The organism is Leifsonella bigeumensis (genome assembly GCF_039537265.1).
In the GTDB taxonomy this organism is placed as follows: domain Bacteria; phylum Actinomycetota; class Actinomycetes; order Actinomycetales; family Microbacteriaceae; genus Terrimesophilobacter; species Terrimesophilobacter bigeumensis.
Genome location: NZ_BAABAE010000001.1, coordinates 159,117 through 174,854, shown reverse-complemented (window position 1 = coordinate 174,854; position 15,738 = coordinate 159,117). Strand labels below are relative to the sequence as shown.

General features: G+C 68.9%; 15 protein-coding genes. 6 read left to right on the top strand and 9 right to left on the bottom strand.

The annotated features are described in order from the left end of the window. Positions 1–82 precede the first annotated feature (82 nt). The 3 genes from gcvPA to ABD678_RS00880 are packed head-to-tail and all read left to right on the top strand — an operon-like array spanning position 83 to position 4,280. On the top strand, positions 83–1,498 hold the full coding sequence (gcvPA, locus tag ABD678_RS00890; RefSeq protein WP_344752773.1) for an aminomethyl-transferring glycine dehydrogenase subunit GcvPA: 1,416 nt from the start codon (positions 83–85) through the stop codon (positions 1,496–1,498). Further along, positions 1,495–3,171, top strand: coding sequence for an aminomethyl-transferring glycine dehydrogenase subunit GcvPB (gene gcvPB / locus ABD678_RS00885; protein ID WP_344752771.1), 1,677 nt, complete (start codon positions 1,495–1,497; stop codon positions 3,169–3,171). Before gcvPA ends, gcvPB begins: the two co-directional genes overlap by 4 nt. Then, positions 3,168–4,280: an ATP-NAD kinase family protein gene (locus tag ABD678_RS00880; RefSeq protein WP_344752769.1), complete on the top strand. Its 1,113-nt coding sequence runs from the start codon at positions 3,168–3,170 to the stop codon at positions 4,278–4,280. Before gcvPB ends, ABD678_RS00880 begins: the two co-directional genes overlap by 4 nt. On the opposite strand, the gene ABD678_RS00875 is transcribed toward ABD678_RS00880, so the two are convergent. Genes ABD678_RS00875 through purS form a run of 3 tightly spaced genes read right to left on the bottom strand, consistent with a single transcriptional unit; the run spans position 4,277 to position 6,910 of the window. Beyond that, entirely contained in the window at positions 4,277–5,869 is a 1,593-nt protein-coding gene (locus tag ABD678_RS00875) for an AMP-binding protein (protein ID WP_344752768.1), read from the bottom strand. The genes ABD678_RS00880 and ABD678_RS00875 overlap by 4 nt on opposite strands. A gap of 52 nt (positions 5,870–5,921) precedes the next feature. Continuing rightward, positions 5,922–6,617 (bottom strand): phosphoribosylformylglycinamidine synthase subunit PurQ, encoded by a 696-nt coding sequence (gene purQ, locus ABD678_RS00870; RefSeq protein WP_344752767.1) that lies wholly within the window; start codon positions 6,615–6,617, stop codon positions 5,922–5,924. After that, the gene (purS, locus tag ABD678_RS00865) at positions 6,617–6,910 is read right to left on the bottom strand and encodes a phosphoribosylformylglycinamidine synthase subunit PurS (RefSeq protein ID WP_344752766.1); all 294 of its coding nucleotides are present in this window, start codon (positions 6,908–6,910) and stop codon (positions 6,617–6,619) included. Before purS ends, purQ begins: the two co-directional genes overlap by 1 nt. Before the next feature lie 105 nt (positions 6,911–7,015). Between purS and ABD678_RS00860 the strand changes: the two genes are divergently transcribed. Beyond that, positions 7,016–8,521, top strand: a complete 1,506-nt coding sequence (locus tag ABD678_RS00860) for a DHA2 family efflux MFS transporter permease subunit (protein WP_344752764.1) — start codon at positions 7,016–7,018, stop codon at positions 8,519–8,521. A 27-nt stretch (positions 8,522–8,548) separates the two neighbouring features. Here ABD678_RS00860 and ABD678_RS00855 read toward each other — a convergent pair whose 3' ends face one another. The 3 genes from ABD678_RS00855 to ABD678_RS00845 form a co-directional block, all read right to left on the bottom strand. Continuing rightward, positions 8,549–9,283 (bottom strand): SGNH/GDSL hydrolase family protein, encoded by a 735-nt coding sequence (locus ABD678_RS00855; protein WP_344752762.1) that lies wholly within the window; start codon positions 9,281–9,283, stop codon positions 8,549–8,551. Between the two features lie 93 nt (positions 9,284–9,376). Beyond that, entirely contained in the window at positions 9,377–10,312 is a 936-nt protein-coding gene (ctlX, locus tag ABD678_RS00850; RefSeq protein WP_344752760.1) for a citrulline utilization hydrolase CtlX, read from the bottom strand. Between the two features lie 2 nt (positions 10,313–10,314). Continuing rightward, positions 10,315–11,346: an ornithine cyclodeaminase gene (locus ABD678_RS00845; protein WP_344752758.1), complete on the bottom strand. Its 1,032-nt coding sequence runs from the start codon at positions 11,344–11,346 to the stop codon at positions 10,315–10,317. Between the two features lie 128 nt (positions 11,347–11,474). Here ABD678_RS00845 and ABD678_RS00840 point away from each other — a divergent pair, with 128 nt between their 5' ends. Then, complete coding sequence (locus ABD678_RS00840) at positions 11,475–11,912, top strand: Lrp/AsnC family transcriptional regulator (protein ID WP_344752756.1); 438 nt, start codon at positions 11,475–11,477, stop codon at positions 11,910–11,912. A gap of 27 nt (positions 11,913–11,939) precedes the next feature. On the opposite strand, the gene ABD678_RS00835 is transcribed toward ABD678_RS00840, so the two are convergent. From ABD678_RS00835 to purD, 3 genes are all read right to left on the bottom strand, one after another. Continuing rightward, positions 11,940–12,812, bottom strand: a complete 873-nt coding sequence (locus ABD678_RS00835; RefSeq protein ID WP_344752754.1) for a VOC family protein — start codon at positions 12,810–12,812, stop codon at positions 11,940–11,942. A gap of 193 nt (positions 12,813–13,005) precedes the next feature. Further along, entirely contained in the window at positions 13,006–13,944 is a 939-nt protein-coding gene (locus ABD678_RS00830; protein ID WP_425561936.1) for a phosphoribosylaminoimidazolesuccinocarboxamide synthase, read from the bottom strand. Positions 13,945–13,970: 26 nt separating this feature from the next. Beyond that, positions 13,971–15,221, bottom strand: coding sequence for a phosphoribosylamine--glycine ligase (gene purD / locus ABD678_RS00825; RefSeq protein ID WP_344752752.1), 1,251 nt, complete (start codon positions 15,219–15,221; stop codon positions 13,971–13,973). Positions 15,222–15,358: 137 nt separating this feature from the next. Here purD and ABD678_RS00820 point away from each other — a divergent pair, with 137 nt between their 5' ends. Then, on the top strand, positions 15,359–15,736 hold the full coding sequence (locus ABD678_RS00820; RefSeq protein ID WP_344752750.1) for a sterol carrier family protein: 378 nt from the start codon (positions 15,359–15,361) through the stop codon (positions 15,734–15,736). Positions 15,737–15,738: the final 2 nt, after the last annotated feature.

Genomic DNA, 15,738 nt, shown 5'->3' with positions numbered 1-15,738 from the left:
GCACACTCACTATCCGCGAAGGCGCTCACGCCTCGGCGATTGTACGAGATGGAGCGGGTTTTGCCGCGCCTCCGTCCGTAACGTGGGAATCCATCCAGATCGAAGGGGAGGAGCCACGTTGTCGTCCGCCCATCCGTACATTCCCAATTCGGCGCCGTCGACCAGGTCGGACATGCTCTCCGCGATCGGCGTCGATGACATCGAGCAGCTGTATGCGAGCATTCCGGATGCGCTGAGGGTCGAGGGCGCGCTGAGCCTTCCGCCCGCGTTCCGCTCGGAGGTCGAGCTCAAGCGCCACGTCGACGGCATCCTGGCCACGAACGTCACGACGACCGAGGTGCTCTCCTTCCTGGGGGCCGGATGCTATCCCCATTACGTTCCTGCAGTGTGCTCCGAAGTCAATTCGCGTGCCGAGTTCCTGACCGCATACGCGGGTGAGCCGTACGAGGACCACGGCAAGTGGCAGGCCATCTTCGAGTACACGAGCCTCATGGCGGAGCTGCTCGAGATGGATGTCGTCAACGTGCCGAACTATGACGGCCACCAGGCGGCGGCGACGGCACTCCGGATGGCCGTGCGCGTCACGGGTCGGCGCAGCGTGATCGTCTCCGCTGCCGTACCCGCCGCCAAGCGCGCGAAGATCGATACCTACCTCGCCGGGGCGGCCGACGTTCTGACCGTCCCGATCGACCCCGCCACCGGCCGGATCGATCGCACAGCGCTCGGGGGCCTGCTCGACGACACGATCGCCGCCGTCTTCATCGAGAGCCCGAACGTCTTCGGGGTCGTGGAGTCCGACGCCGCATCGCTGGCCACCGCGGTGCACGCCGCCGGCGCTCTCGTGGTGTGCTCGACCGACCCGATCGCGCTGGGCTTCCTGCCCGCTCCGGCGAGCTGGGGTGCGGACATCGTGTGCGGCGACATCCAGTCGCTCGGTCTCGGCATGCACTTCGGCGGCGCCAACGGCGGATTCATCGCGAGCCACGACGAGGAGCGCATCGTGTTCGAGTACCCGTCGCGGTTGTTCGGGCTCGCGCCGACCGCTGTCGACGGCGAGATCGGGTTCTGCGATGTCGCGTACGAACGCACCTCGCTCGCCATGCGTGAGGAGGGCGTCGAGTGGGTGGGCACCGCGGCGGCGCTGTGGGGCATCACGGCGGGCGTGTATCTGTCGCTGGTCGGCCCGCGCGGGTTGCGGGAACTGGGGGACACCATCGCCGCGTACACGCGATATGCCATCGAGTCTCTGTCGGGTGTGCCCGGGGTCGAGCTGCCGTTCCGGGGATCCGCTCACTGGCGCGAACTCGTCGTGCGCTATCGCGACACCACCGTTGCGGAGGTCAACGAGAGGTTGCGGGAGCGCGGCATCCTCGGCGGCGCAGACATCTCCGACCAGTTTCCCGGTCTCGGCCAATTGAGCGTGTTCTGCCTGACGGAGCTGCACGAGCAGGCCGACATCGACCGGTTGGTCTCCGAACTCCGGGAGGTACTGGCATGACGATCGTCTCCGAGCCCACCGCGACGCGGGACGAGAGGCTGTCCAGGATCACCCGGAAGGGCCTGGTGCGCGACTACCACGCGCCGCGCTGGGACGAGCCGCTCATCTTCGACCTGCACAGCGACGGCCAGCGCGGCGTCATGCTTCCGGAGGCTCCGTCCTCTCTCACCTCGGCGATCGGTTCCTCCCCCGAGGGCTCGGTTCGACGTGCTGAGCGCCCCGGCCTGCCGGAGATCGGGCAGCCCCAGGTTCTTCGTCACTTCCTGAGGCTCTCGCAGGAGACCCTCGGCGCCGACCTCAATGTCGACATCGGCCAGGGCACCTGCACGATGAAGTACAGCCCGAAGATCAACGAGTCGTTCGCCGGCTCGCCGAAGTCGGTCGACCTCCACCCGCTCCAGCATCACTCGATGGCCCAGGGCACGCTGCGCATCCTCTCCGAGCTGGAGCAGTACCTCGCCGAGATCTCAGGCATGGACGCGATCTCCCTGCAGGCCGGGGCGGGCTCCGCCGCCATCTACTCGAATGTGAAGATCGTGCAGGCCTACCACGAGAGTCGGGGGGATGCGGACACCCGCGACGAGATCGTGACCACCATCTTCTCGCACCCGTCCAATGCGGCGACCGCCAGAACAGCCGGTTACAAGGTCATCACGCTGTACCCGGGCGAGGACGGCTTCGTGGATTTCGAGGCGCTCACGGCCGTGCTGTCCGAGCGGACCGCAGCGATCATGATCACCAATCCGGAGGACACCGGGATCTTCAATCCGCGGATCGCGGAACTCGTCGAGGCGGCTCACGCGGTCGGGGCGCTGTGCGTCTACGACCAGGCGAACGCGAACGGCGTGCTGGGCATCACGCGAGCACGGGCCGCCGGTTTCGATCTCTGCCACTTCAACCTTCACAAGACGTTCTCGACCCCGCACGCCTGCGGGGGCCCGGCCGCGGGTGCCATCGGCGCCACGCGTGAGCTGGAGCCGTTCCTGCCCGGGCCCCGCGTGCGACTGGGCGATGGCGGATACCAGCTGATCGACGCAGGCCCCCTCGCGACCGCACCCGCACGGCCGTTCTATGGAGTCATCCCGAACCTGATCCGCGCCTATGCCTGGATCAGGGCGATGGGGGCGGACGGACTGCGCGAGGTCGCCGAGATCGCGGTGCTGAACAACAACTACGTGATGAACGCGCTGACCAGGATCGACGGGGTGACCGCCGCCTACATCCAGGAGGGCAGTCCACCCATCGAGCAGGTTCGCTACAGCTGGGCCGGCCTGACCCAGGACACCGGAATCACCTCCGGGGAGATCGGTCAGCGCCTGGCCGACTTCGGAATGCACTACTGGACCAGCCACCACCCCTACGTCGTGCCTGAGCCGGCCACGATCGAGCCGACCGAGTCGTACTCGCGCCGCGAACTGGACGAGTACATCGCCTCACTCGCGCAGGTCGCCCAGGAGGCGAGGCACTCGCCGGACTTCGTGCGCGCGGCACCGCACCGCTCCAGCGTTCACCAGATCGATTCCGAGGCGATGAACGACCCGGACACCTGGGCGACCTCCTGGCGCGCCTACCGCCGCAAGCACCTCGGCGAGCAGCGGGACATGCCCGATCACTGGAAGCCCGAGGAGGGCGCGCCGGCAAAGCCTCGGCCGCCGAAGGCGTTCCACCGGTGAGCGTGTTCCGCTGCGGATTGATCGTGAATCCCGTGGCGGGACTCGGTGGCGAGGCTGCGCTCAAGGGAAGCGACGGCGAGGCGACGCAACGACTGGCGACTCAGCGAGGCGGGATCTCGCGGGCGACGGAACGCGCCGTCCGCGCCCTGCTTCCGTTCGGTGCGCTCCCGGATTTCGAGGTCGTCACGGGCGCCGGTGTGCTCGGCGCCGACGCGGCAGAACGGGCGGGAGTACGCCATCGCGTCGTCTACCGCCAGGCCGAAGAGTCCTCGACCGCCTCAGACACGAAACGGCTCGCCGGGATGCTGGTCGGCGAGCGGGTCGACCTCATCGTGTTCGCCGGGGGCGACGGTACCGCGCGAGACCTCTGCGAGGTCCTCGGCGAATCCCAGACCGTGCTCGGCATCCCCTCGGGGGTCAAGATGCACTCCGCGGTGTTCGCCGTCACGCCGGAAGACGCCGGGAACATCATTCAGGCGAGCATGCGCGGTGCGGTCGACCGGGTCGTCGCCGACGTCGTCGACATCGACGAGGCCGCCAGGAGGTCGGGGCGACTGCGGTCTCGCCTGTACGGGCGCATGCTCGTTCCGCATGCGGCGCGCGGCATCCAGTCGGGCAAACGCAGTTCCGTGCCGCCCGGCAGCACCACGGTAGCGGGCATCGCGGCCGAGGTCGCCGCAAGGTTGAGGCCCGGCGAGACCTGCCTGTTCGGGCCGGGCACGACGGTTCAGGCGATCGGGCGCAGCCTGGGCTTCGAGTTCAGCCTGCTCGGGGTCGATGCGGTGCGTGACGGCGTGGTCGTCGGCACCGATCTCGACGCCGCAGGGTTGAACCGCACGGTGGGCTCTGGACGGTTCCAGGTCGTCGTGTCACCGGTGGGCGGTCAGGGCATCGTTCTGGGCCGGGGGAATCAGCAGATGGACGACCGGCTACTGGAGCGCCTGAGCCCGGACGACCTGATCGTCGCCTGCACGGTGCAGAAGCTGGGAGAACTCGCGGGCGGGCCGCTGCTGCTGGATGCGCCGACCGTGGCGCTGAACCGCAAGTTCGCCGGCATCCGCCGTGTGGTGACCGGATACCGCCAGGAAGCCGCCGTTCGCGTGTCCTAGTCCTGTCGCACCCGCTCGGCGGCGCGCAGGTCCTTGCGGAGGATCTTGCCCGCGCTCGACTTGGGGATGGCATCCGTGAACTGCACGCGCCGCACCTTCTTGTACGGCGCGACATGCTCGGACACGAAGTCCATGACCCCTGCTTCGTCGAGTTCGGCGCCGGCCTGCAGCACGACGAAGGCCTTGGGGACCTCCTGGCCCTCGTCGCCCGGGATGCCGATGACGGCGGCATCCGCGATCGCCGGGTGGGTGAGCAGCAGCGCCTCGAGCTCGGCGGGGGCGATCTGGTATCCCTTGTACTTGATGAGCTCCTTGAGGCGGTCGACGATCGTGACGACACCTTCCGAGCTCACCGTCGCGATGTCGCCCGTGCGCAGGAAGCCGTCCTCGGTCATGATCGCTCGGGTCGCCTCGTCATTGCCGAGGTAACCGAGCATGACGTTCGGGCCGCGGCACAGGAGTTCTCCCGGCGCGCTCACCCCCTCGGTCGGCAGGTCGATCTCTTCGCCCGTCTCCGGGTCGATGAGCCTGCACTCCATGTTCGGGATCGTGAACCCGACCGAGTCGAGGGGAAGGTCGTCGTTCGTCTGCGGGACGGCGTGGCTCACCGGGCTGAGCTCCGTCATGCCGTAGCCCTGCTTCAGCTGGCAGCCGAGGCGATCGATCACGGCCTGAGCGAGCGCGCCGTCGAGCGGGGCGGCGCCGCTGAAGATCATCCGGACTCTCGAGATGTCGTACTGCTCGACGAGCGGATGCTTGGCGAGCCCGACCGCGACCGGCGGCGCGATGAAGACGTAGGTGCAGCGATGGTCCTGCATGATGCGCAGGAACTCGACGAAGTCGAACTTCGGCATGGTCACGAGGGTCGCGTGCTCCTTGATCGCGAGGTTGAGGAGCACCGTCATCCCGTAGATGTGGAAGAACGGAAGGAAGGCGAGCACCCGGTCTGCCGACTCGATGGTGATCAGCTGGCGCGACTGCTCGACGTTCGCGACGAGGTTGCGGTGGCTGAGCATGACGCCCTTGGGCACGCCGGTCGTCCCGGAGGAGTAGGGGAGCACGGCGAGGTGGGTCGCCGGATCGAAGGTCACGGAGGGCGGCGGTGCGGCCTCGGCGAGCAGGTCGCGCAGCGAGGGGTGCCCATCCGCGCCGTCGAGCACGATGAGGTGGTCGTCGGCCAGCCCGATCGCCGCGGCCGCAGCCTTCGCGCCGGTCAGGAGCGGCGAGACGGTCATGAACCAGGTGGCCTTCGAGTCCTTCAGCTGCTTCTCGATGTCCTCGGCGGTCGCGAGGGAGTTGATCGTCGTGACCGTGGCGCCGGCTCGCAGGATGCCGTGGAACACGGCCGCGAAGGCGGGCGAATTGGGGCACAGCAGGGCGACGACCGTGTCGGTATCGACGTCCCGTGCGGCCAGGGCACCGGCTACTCCCTCGACCTGCGAGATGAGCGCGCGATACGTCGTCTCGGCTCCGGACGTGCCATCGATGAGGGCGATGCCATCCAGCTCATGGTCGCTGAGGCCGGCGAAGAGGTAGTCGTAAATGCTGACGTTCGGGATGTCGACGTCGGGGTAGGGACTCGTGAACACGCTCTATCTCCTTCGATAGTGAGTGTTTCGGACTTTACCCCTGCGCGGGCGTTCAGGCGAGGGCGAGCGTTCGCAGCACGCTGGTGAAGAAGGTGAGGCCGTCGGTGCCGTTGCGCATGGCGGCGGCGGTGTCCGGACCGAAGCCCTCCTCCGTGGCGTGCTCCGGATGCGGCATGAGCCCGACGACGTTGCCCCGCTCGTTCGCGATCCCGGCGATGTCGTTGAGTGAGCCGTTCGGATTCACCTCGAGGTAGCGGAAGGCGACCCGGCCCTCGCCCTCGAGGCGCGCGATCGTCTCCGCATCCGCGAGGTAGCCGCCCTCGCCGTTCTTGAGCGGGATGGTGATCTCGGCGCCGGTCTCGAAGCCGTTGGTCCAGGCCGTCGCGGTGTTCTCGACGCGCAGGCGCTGGTCGCGGCAGACGAAGGAGCCGTGGTCGTTGCGCACGAGGCCGCCCGGCAGCAGGTGCGCCTCGACGAGCATCTGGAAGCCGTTGCAGATGCCGAGCACCGGCATCCCCTTGTTCGCCGCGTCGACGACCTCGCTCATGATGGGCGACAGGCTCGCGATCGCACCGCACCGCAGGTAGTCGCCGTAGCTGAAACCGCCCGGGAGCACGAGCGCGTCGACGCCGCCGAGGTCGTGGTCGCCGTGCCAGAGCGCGACCGGCTCGGCGCCGGCCGTGCGGATGGCGCGCTGCGCGTCGCGGTCGTCGAGCGAGCCGGGGAAGGTGATGACGCCGATGCGCATCAATGCGTCTCCCCTGCGACGCCGGCCGAACTGCTCGCGACCTCGACGTCGAGGAATCTCACGCCGACGACATCCTCGATCACCGAGTTGGAGAGGAGGGATTCCGCGAGCGCGCGTGCGGCCTGGAGCGCCGCATCATCCGCCGGCCCGTCGACGGTGAGCTCGAAACGCTTGCCGATGCGCACGGCCGAGAACGGCGAGTCTCCGAGCCGCGCGAGCGCTCCGGCGACGGCCTTGCCCGCCGGGTCCAGAAGCTCGGCCTTCGGCATGACCTCGACGACGATGACCGGCACGGGCGACTCCTGCGGATGCGAAGCGGATGGATGCACCCAGTCTATCCGGCGCCCAGCCGACACTGGTTTGGCGAAGTCGTCCGGTGCGCGTAGATTCACGAGGCGATGAACAAAACCTACCGGCCGTGGCCCGCCCTCTGGGCTCTCGTCGTCGGCTTCTTCATGATCCTCATCGACACGACGATCGTGTCGGTCGCGAACCCCAGGATCATGGAGGGGCTGCAGACCGACATCAACGCGGTCATCTGGGTCACGAGCGCGTACCTGCTCGCCTACGCGGTGCCGCTGCTCATCACCGGACGGCTCGGGGACCGCTTCGGTCCGAAGAACCTGTACCTCATGGGACTCGTCGTGTTCACCGTCGCCTCCGCCTGGTGCGGGTTCTCCGGAGACATCGGACAGCTCATCCTCGCGCGCGTGTTCCAGGGTCTCGGTGCGGCGATGATGACGCCCCAGACGATGGCCGTCATCACCCGGATCTTCCCTCCGGATCGCCGCGGCCAGGCGATGGGCCTGTGGGGTGCGACGGCCGGTGTCGCGACACTCGTCGGTCCGGTGCTCGGCGGGGTGCTCGTCGACACCCTCGGCTGGGAGTGGATCTTCTTCGTCAACGTTCCGGTCGGAATCGTGGCCTTCGTTCTGGCCTGGCGGCTCGTGCCGCGACTCGAGACGCACCCGCACCGTTTCGACATCCCCGGCGTCGTGCTGAGCACCCTCGGCATGTTCCTTCTCGTCTTCGGACTGCAGGAAGGGGAGAGCTACGACTGGGGGACGATCGCCGGCCCGATCTCGGTGTGGGGACTCATCATCGCGGGCATCGTCGTGCTCGGGGTCTTCGTGGTGTGGCAGGCGGTCAATAGGTCCGGCGAGCCGCTCCTGCCCCTCGGCCTCTTCCGTGACCGCAACTTCTCGCTCGCCAACGGCGCGATCTCGACCGTCGGGTTCACCGTGACGAGCATGTCCCTTCCCCTCGTGTTCTATTTCCAGCTCGTGCTCGGCCTCACTCCGACAGAATCGGCGCTCATGCTCGTTCCGATGGCCGTCATCAGTGCCGGCCTCGCTCAGCCGGTCGGCCGCCTCGTCGACCGGGTGAACCCGCGCTACATCGCGATCGTCGGCGCCCTCTGCCTCGCCGGCTCGCTCACCTGGTACTCGGCTCTCCTGACCCCGGATGCCCAGATCGTCTGGCTCCTCCTGCCGAGCGCCCTCATGGGCGTGGCGAACGCCTGCGTCTGGTCGCCGATCTCCACGACCGCGACCCGCAATCTCCCGCAGGCCAAGGCCGGTGCGGGCTCCGGCGTCTACAACACGACGCGGCAGGTCGGCTCTGTGCTCGGCAGTGCTTCGGTGGCGGCGCTCATCCAGGTGCGGCTCACGGTGGAACTGCCCGGTGCGGCATCCGGCGACCAGGGGTTCTCCGGGGTGCTTCCCGGGTTCCTGCAAGCGGGTTTCAGCAACGCGATGGCGCAGTCGCTGCTGCTGCCGGCCGCGGTCGCACTGTTGTGCGCCGTCGTGGTGGCGTTCTTCGCCAAGCCGAAGCAGACGGTCGCCTGGGCGCAGCAGGGCGGGTCGGCGCCAGGCCGGGAGCCTGCTGAAGCACCGATCGCCTGACGGAGTCGGAGCCGATTGCGAGGCCGGCTAAGCGAGGAACCGAGCCAGTAGGTCGTCCGGGACCTCCCGTAACGCGAAGTCGACCCACTGCCGGTAGCCTTCCGCGCTCGGGTGGAAGTCGTCGCCCGCCCAGAACTCGGGCGTATAGGGGTCGGGCTTCGGGATGGCGAACACCCCCGGCCTGCCGTCGACCGCTCGCCGGGCGCCCTCGTCGAGACTCGCCGCATGCAGGGCGAGGTTCCACCTAACCGGGTTGCGCAGGCTCGCGAACCGGTCGAACCGCGGCATGAGCGAGACGAGGATGAGCGCGCTCGGACTCGCCTCCCGCATCCGCTCGACGATCTCGGCGACATCGTGGGAGAACGCACGGCGGGACCGCAGCCCGAGAGCGTCGTTGGCGCCGATCGTCACGAACACGAGGTCGTAGTCGTTTCGCGTGGCCTCCTCGAGGTAGTCGGTGAGCAGGTCGCGGGCTGTCGCACCGTTGCGCCCCGCCGCCTCCCACACGCTTCCCCGGTCGAACCGGCTCCGGATGGCCTGGGCCAGGTTGCCGGGGAGAGCCTCGGCCTGGGTGCTGGCGCCGACCCCGGCAGCCGTCGAGTCGCCGAGCACGAGCAGCCGCACCGGCCGTGGGCCGGCGAGCTCACCCGACCAGGGGAGGGCGGCATCCGGGAGGCGGGGAATCGTGCGGCGCAGGTCGCGTGCCTGGGCGATCAGGACGGGGGCGAGCGGGATCGCGACCACCCGGCTGAGACGCTTCACTCCAGAAGGCTAGTGCGAAGTCGCGAGGCCCGCGGTCGATACGGCTCGGGCTCCGCGCGGCTCAGGCTCCGCGCAGCTCGGGCTCTGCGCGGCTCAGGCCCCGTGCGGTTCCGGTCGCCGCGGTGTGAGATGGATGCCGGCGATCATGCAGCGCACCGACCCGCCGGAGAGCTCGATCGTCGGCACGTCGACGGCGACGATGCGGCAGCTGCGCTCGATGACGGCCCGCTGCTCGGGGCGGAGGCTGTCGGCTGCCCGGCGGGACATCGCGAGGATGCGACCATCGGAGCCGGTCAACTCCATGGCGTTGCCGGCGAAGTCGGTGAGCTGCCCGAAGTCGAGGTCGATGACCTCCCGGCCGCCCGCGCTCAGCCGCTCGACGATCTCGGCGCGACGCGCATCCGGCTGCATCATCGAGACGCCGGCGAGCACGAAGTCGGTGGCGACGCACATGAGCACATTGGTGTGGTAGATCGGGGTGCCGCTCGGGTCGGCCGCGTCGAAGACCATGGGCTCATAGCCGAAGTTGGTGCAGAAGCGCTCGAGCGCGATCGGGTCGGCGCGGTTCGATCGCGCGACATAGGCGACGCGCTCGTCGTTGTCGAGCACCATCGCGCCGGTGCCCTCGAGATAGAGACCGTCGACCTCGAGACCCGAGTAGTCGATCACATCCTGCACGCGGTACTCGGTCTTGAGCAGGTCGAGGATGTCCTGGCGGCGCTCGAGCCGGCGATTGGGCGCGAACATCGGGTAGACGGCGACGTGGCCGCCGATGTGCGTCGAGAGCCAGTTGTTCGGAAAGACACTGTCGGGGCGGTCGGTGCGCTCGTCCTCGAACAGGTGCACGCGAACGCCCGCCGCCTCGAGCGCCTCGGCGAGGGCGGTCGTCTCCCGGTAGGCGGATGCCGCGCGCTCGGCCGAGTGGTTCGGCTCAGCGGACTGGAACAGGTTGTCGGCCGCGGTGACCGGGTTCACGTCGAAGTGATGCGGGCGCACCAGCACGACCGCGGACGGGGCCTGCGCGCTCACGCTCAGCCGCCGACGGGGGCGAACGCGCCCACGAAGCCGAAGAGGTCCTTGGGGTCGTCCGGGTTCGCGACGAGGTCGATGTCCTCGTAGAAGTCGGTCGCGTCCACCGAGTCCCGCACGTACCGCAGCGCCGAGAAGTCCTCGATCGCGAAGCCCACCGAGTCGAAGACGGTGACCTGGTCGTCCGAGGTGCGACCCGGTGCCTCGCCGGTCAACACCTTCCAGAACTCGGTGACCGGGAAGTCTTCCGGCCGGTTCTGGATCTCGCCCTCGATGCGCGTCTGCGGCGGGTACTCGACGAAGACCGTCGAGGCGTCGAGGATGGCGGGGTCGAGCTCGGTCTTGCCGGGGCAGTCGCCGCCGATCGCGTTGAGGTGCATGCCGGGCGAGACCATGTCACGGGTGAGCACGGTCGCGTTCGTCTTGTCCGCCGTGCAGGTCGTGACGATGTCGGCGCCGGCCACGGCATCCTTGCCCGACATCGCGACGGTGATGTCGAAGCCGAGCGGTTCGAGGTTGCGTACGAGCTTGGCCGTGGCATCCGGGTCGGTGTCCCAGACGCGCAGACGATCGACTCCGAGCACCTCACGCATCGCGCAGGACTGGAACTCGGCCTGGCTGCCGGCGCCGATGAGGGCCATCGTGCGGCTGTCGGGGCGGGCCAGCGCCTTCGCGACCATGGCGGAGGTCGCTGCGGTGCGCAGCGCGGTGAGCACGGTCATCTCGGAGAGGAAGGTGGGGTAGCCGTTGTGCACATCGGCGAGCACGCCGAACGCGGTCACCGTCTGGAAGCCCCGCGCCGGGTTGGACGGGTGCCCGTTGACATACTTGAAGCCGTAGGTCTCCATGTCGCTCGTGGGCATGAGCTCGATGACGCCGTAAGGCGTGTGGCTCGCAACGCGCGGCGACTTCTCGAAGCTCGACCAGCGGCGGAAGTCGTCCTCGAGGTAGCCGACGAGGCCGGCCATGATCGCGGTCGGGCCATGGTGGCCGACCCATCGCACCATGTTGTGGACGTCGACGAACCGGGTCATTCTGTGCTCCTCACACCGTGCTGCTTACTCTGCCTTCACGGTACGACTTGCCGATATGCAACGACAAGGCTGAGACTGTACACAATCTGCCTATGAGTTGCGCTGACTGATCAGTATCATTGCGCAATATGGCTAACATTTCCCTCGACGAGATCGACCGACGGCTGCTCTCCGCCCTCCGCGAGGACGGCCGGATGCCGGTGGCCGAGCTCGCGCGTCGGCTCGGCGTGGCGCGCGCGACCGTCACGGCCAGGATCGAGCGGCTCACCGCATCCGGGACAATCATCGGGTTCACCGTGCGGGTGCGCGACGAGCTCGACCCGCTCGCGGTGCGCGCCATGACGCTCATCGAGGTGGAGGGCCGCACGACCGACAACGTCATCCGGGAGCTGCGCGGGTTCCCGGAGATCCGGTCGCTGCACACCACTAATGGCGGATGGGATCTCGTCGCCGAGCTGGGTGCCGAGACGCTCGCGCACTTCGACGGCGTGCTCGGGCGCATCCGGGCCATCGAGGGCGTCGTCAACAGCGAGACGAGCCTGCTGCTCAGCTCGGTGCTGCGCTGAGCCCGGTCGTGCCGGCGCGGGCTGCGGTCAGGCGGAGGCGCGAACCCTGACGAGGTTGGCCCAGGGGTCGTCGAACACGACCTCGGCGCCGTCATCGGCGACCTGGATGCCTGCGGCGGCGAGCCGTTCGCGGAGGCTGCCGAGGTCGTCCTTCGACGGGACCTCGATCGAGACCTGGCCGAGGCCGAGCGCCGGGGTGCGGGTGCCGGCGCCGGAGCTGTGCCAGGTGTTCATGCCGACGTGGTGGTGGTAGCCGCCCGCGCTCACGAAGAGCGCCTGGCTGCCGTACTCGAACGTCGTCTCGAAGCCGAGGGTGTCGACGTAGAACTTCCTGGCGGTCGGTATGTCGCCGACCTTGAGGTGCACGTGGCCGATGCCGGCGTCACCTTCGCCCGGCTTCACCGCACCGGCCTCGGTGAGGTTCTCCTGCAGGAAGAGGTTCGGGTCGAGGTACACGGTGCCCATGCGTACCGAGCCGCCGTCCCACTCCCAGAACTTTCGCTCGGTGTCCCAGTAGAGCTCGACGCCGTTGCCCTCCGGGTCGTCGAAGTAGAAGGCGTTGCTCACGAAGTGGTCGGAGCTGCCGGTGAAGCTCGACGGATGCTTCTGAGCCACAGAGTAGACGGCCGCGGCCAGGTCGGCCTTCTCCGCGAACAGGAAGGCGGTGTGATAGAGACCGGCCTCGTGCTCGCCGGCGTGCCGGAGTTCGGGTGCGACCTGGAGGACGAGCGACGGGCGGCCGGGACGGCCGAGGATCGCACTGGCGGCATCCTGGGCGAGGAGGTCGAGGCCGACCCCGTCACGGTAGAACGCGATCATGCGGTCGAGGTCGGCGACTTTGAGCGTCACCGTGCCCATGGCGGTGCCTGCGGCGAGGATGTCCTGCGTGTTCTGCGTCATGATGCCTCCTAGTCCATCACAACTTACTTGAACATTCAAGTATTCCCTTGCAGACGTAATCCGCAACGATGCGCAGTTTTGTCAACGATGCTGCTTCTACAGCAGGCGCATCGTTGACAAAACTGCGCATCGTTGGGCCAGGCGGCCCCAGTCCCAGCGGACTTGGAGAGTGATGGACCGGCTGTGCGGGGGCTCAGGCGGTGAGGCGCTCGATGAGTTCGCGATACCGGGCCGCAGTGAGGGCGACCACGTCGTCGGGGAGCCGGGGCGGCGCATCCGAATCGCCGGGGGCGTCGCTCGACTCCGACCCCGAACTCGCCGAAGGGTCCCAGTTCGCCGAGAGCCAGTCGCGCACGACCTGCTTGTCGAAGCTGTCCCTGCGCTCGCCGCGCGCCCAGGCCGCTGCGTCCCAATACCGGCTGCTGTCGCTCGTGAGCACTTCGTCGGCGAGCGTGATCGCGCCGTCGGCGTCGGCACCGAACTCGAACTTGGTGTCGGCGAGGATGAGCCCGCGCTGCTCGGCGATCGCCGCTGCGCGCGAATAGATGTCGAGGCTCAGCGCGCGCAGGGCCTCTGCGGCATCCGCCCCGACGAGCTCGACCGTGCGCTCGAAGGTGATGTTCTCGTCGTGCTCGCCCATCGGAGCCTTGAACGCGGGGGTGAACACCGGATGCGGCAGCCGGTCGCCGAACGAGAGCCCGGCCGGCAGCGCAATGCCGCACACGCTTCCGCTCGCCTGGTACTCGGCCCAGGCGCTCCCGGCCAGATAGCCGCGCACGACGCACTCGATCGGGAACATCTCGAGCGTGCGCACGAGCATCGCCCGCCCGGCCACCGCATCCGGGATCAGGCTTGCAGCGCCGCCTGCGACATCATGGTCGCTCACGAGGTGGTTCGGCACGCCGTCGAGTCGATCGAACCACCAGAGGCTGAGCCGAGTGAGCAGCTCGCCCTTGCCCGGGATGCCCGGCTCGAGCACATGGTCGAAGGCGCTCACCCGGTCGCTCGCGACCATGAGCACCTCGCCCGGCCGGGCGGCCGACCGGTACAGGTCGCGCACCTTGCCCGAGTAGAAGAGCTCCCAGCCGGCTGTCTTCACATCGCCGGCGCGCCTCTCGCCGGCTGCCGTCAGTTCGCCGTCGCGGCTCTCGTCGGCGCTCACTCCGCCACCCGCAGCGCGATGTCGGTGCGGTAATGGGAGCCCTCGAGTCCGATCGCGCCGATCGCGCGGTAGGCGCGCTCGCGGGCCTCGGCGAAATCGCCTGCGCGTGCCACGACACTGAGCACGCGGCCGCCGGTGGCGAGAAGCAGGTCCCCGTCGCGGGCGGTCGCCGCGTGCAGCACGTTGACGCCCGGCACGGCCGCGGCAGTCTCGAGACCGGTGATCGGGCGACCGGTCTGGGAGGCATCCGGGTAGCCTTCGCTCGCGAGCACGACCGTGACGCAGGCGTCATCCGAGAACTCCGGATGCGGCAGCCCGCCGAGCGCGCCGGTCGCCGCCGCGAGCAGCAGGCCGCTGAGCGGCGTTGTGAGCCGCGGCAGCACGACCTGGGTCTCCGGGTCGCCAAAGCGCGCGTTGAACTCGATGACCCGCAGTCCCTTCGAAGTGACGATGAGGCCGCAGTAGAGCAGGCCGCTGAACGGCGTGCCCTCCGAGGCGAGCTGGCGGATGACCGGGAGCGCGACCGTGTCGACCACCTCCTGCACGAACCCGGCAGGCAACCACGGAAGGGGCGAGTAGGCGCCCATCCCCCCGGTGTTGGGACCGGTGTCGCCGTCGTCCACGCGCTTGAAGTCCTGTGCGGGCGAGAGCGGCAGCACGGTCGATCCGTCGGCGAGCAGGAAGAGCGAGACCTCCTGGCCGTCGAGGAACTCCTCGACGAGCACCGGCCCGAGCTGCAGGAAGTGCTCGGCGTGTCCGAGCGCGGCGTCGCGGTCGGGGGTGACGAGAACGCCCTTGCCGGCGGCGAGCCCGTCGGCCTTGACGACGTGGGGCGCGCCGAAGTCGTCGAGGGCCGCGGCCACCTCCTCGAGCGTGCCCGCGCGCACGGCGCGGCCGGTCGGGACGCCGGCGGCATCCATGACCCGCTTGGCGAAGGCCTTGCTGCTCTCGAGCTGCGCTGCGGCCCTGCCGGGTCCGAAGACCGGGATGCGGCGTGCCCGGACCGCGTCGGCGACACCCGCGACGAGCGGCGCCTCCGGTCCGATGATGACGAGCTCGATGCCGTTGTCGGCGGCGAAGTCGGCGACGAGCCCGGGGTTCTCCGGGTCGAGGGCGATCGTCTCGGCGTCGTCGGCGATCCCGGCGTTGCCGGGCGCGACGGTGACCTCGTGGCCGGCGTTCTCCGCGAGGAGGGCGGTCAGGATGGCGTGCTCGCGCGCACCGGAGCCGAGAAGGAGGATTCGCACCACCACAGGCTACCGGCCCCGCCTCCGCTGTTGCTTCGAACGAATTCGAAGGGGAACCGTTCGAAACGACGTGCACGGTGCCGGACTGTGCGAGAACTCTCGGTTCCCCTTCGCATTCGTTCAGCTAGCGTGGAGTGATGGGCAAGACGAGGATCGTCGCGATCGTGGGTGAGGCCGCCGTGCGCACCGCGGTGGAATCCGGGCCGTCGGCCGACCGGGACGCCACCGCGCTGGCCGTGCGCTATCTCCTGCAGGTGCTCGCCGACCACGCACCCGGCAACAGCGTCGAGGTGCGCGTACCGCCCTTCGGTGCGGTGCAGTGCATCGAGGGCCCGAATCACACCCGCGGCACCCCGCCGAATGTCGTCGAGATGGATGCCGCGACCTGGCTCGACCTGGCGACGGGCGCCGGGACCTGGGCCGGGGCCGTCGCGGCGGACCGGGTGTCGGCATCCGGATCGCGCGCGGATCTCACCGAGGTGCTCCCGCTCGCCTGGGAGAACCCGGCCGTCTGAAT

Excerpts from the sequence above, each read along its gene's own strand:
- ABD678_RS00840 (WP_344752756.1), top strand. The coding sequence starts at position 11,475 with ATGGCTAACATTTCCCTCGACGAGATCGACCGACGGCTGCTCTCCGCC.
- gcvPB (WP_344752771.1), top strand. The coding sequence starts at position 1,495 with ATGACGATCGTCTCCGAGCCCACCGCGACGCGGGACGAGAGGCTGTCC.
- ABD678_RS00860 (WP_344752764.1), top strand. The coding sequence starts at position 7,016 with ATGAACAAAACCTACCGGCCGTGGCCCGCCCTCTGGGCTCTCGTCGTC.
- ABD678_RS00845 (WP_344752758.1), bottom strand. The coding sequence starts at position 11,346 with ATGACCCGGTTCGTCGACGTCCACAACATGGTGCGATGGGTCGGCCAC.
- purQ (WP_344752767.1), bottom strand. The coding sequence starts at position 6,617 with ATGCGCATCGGCGTCATCACCTTCCCCGGCTCGCTCGACGACCGCGAC.
- ABD678_RS00835 (WP_344752754.1), bottom strand. The coding sequence starts at position 12,812 with ATGACGCAGAACACGCAGGACATCCTCGCCGCAGGCACCGCCATGGGC.
- ABD678_RS00820 (WP_344752750.1), top strand. The coding sequence starts at position 15,359 with ATGGGCAAGACGAGGATCGTCGCGATCGTGGGTGAGGCCGCCGTGCGC.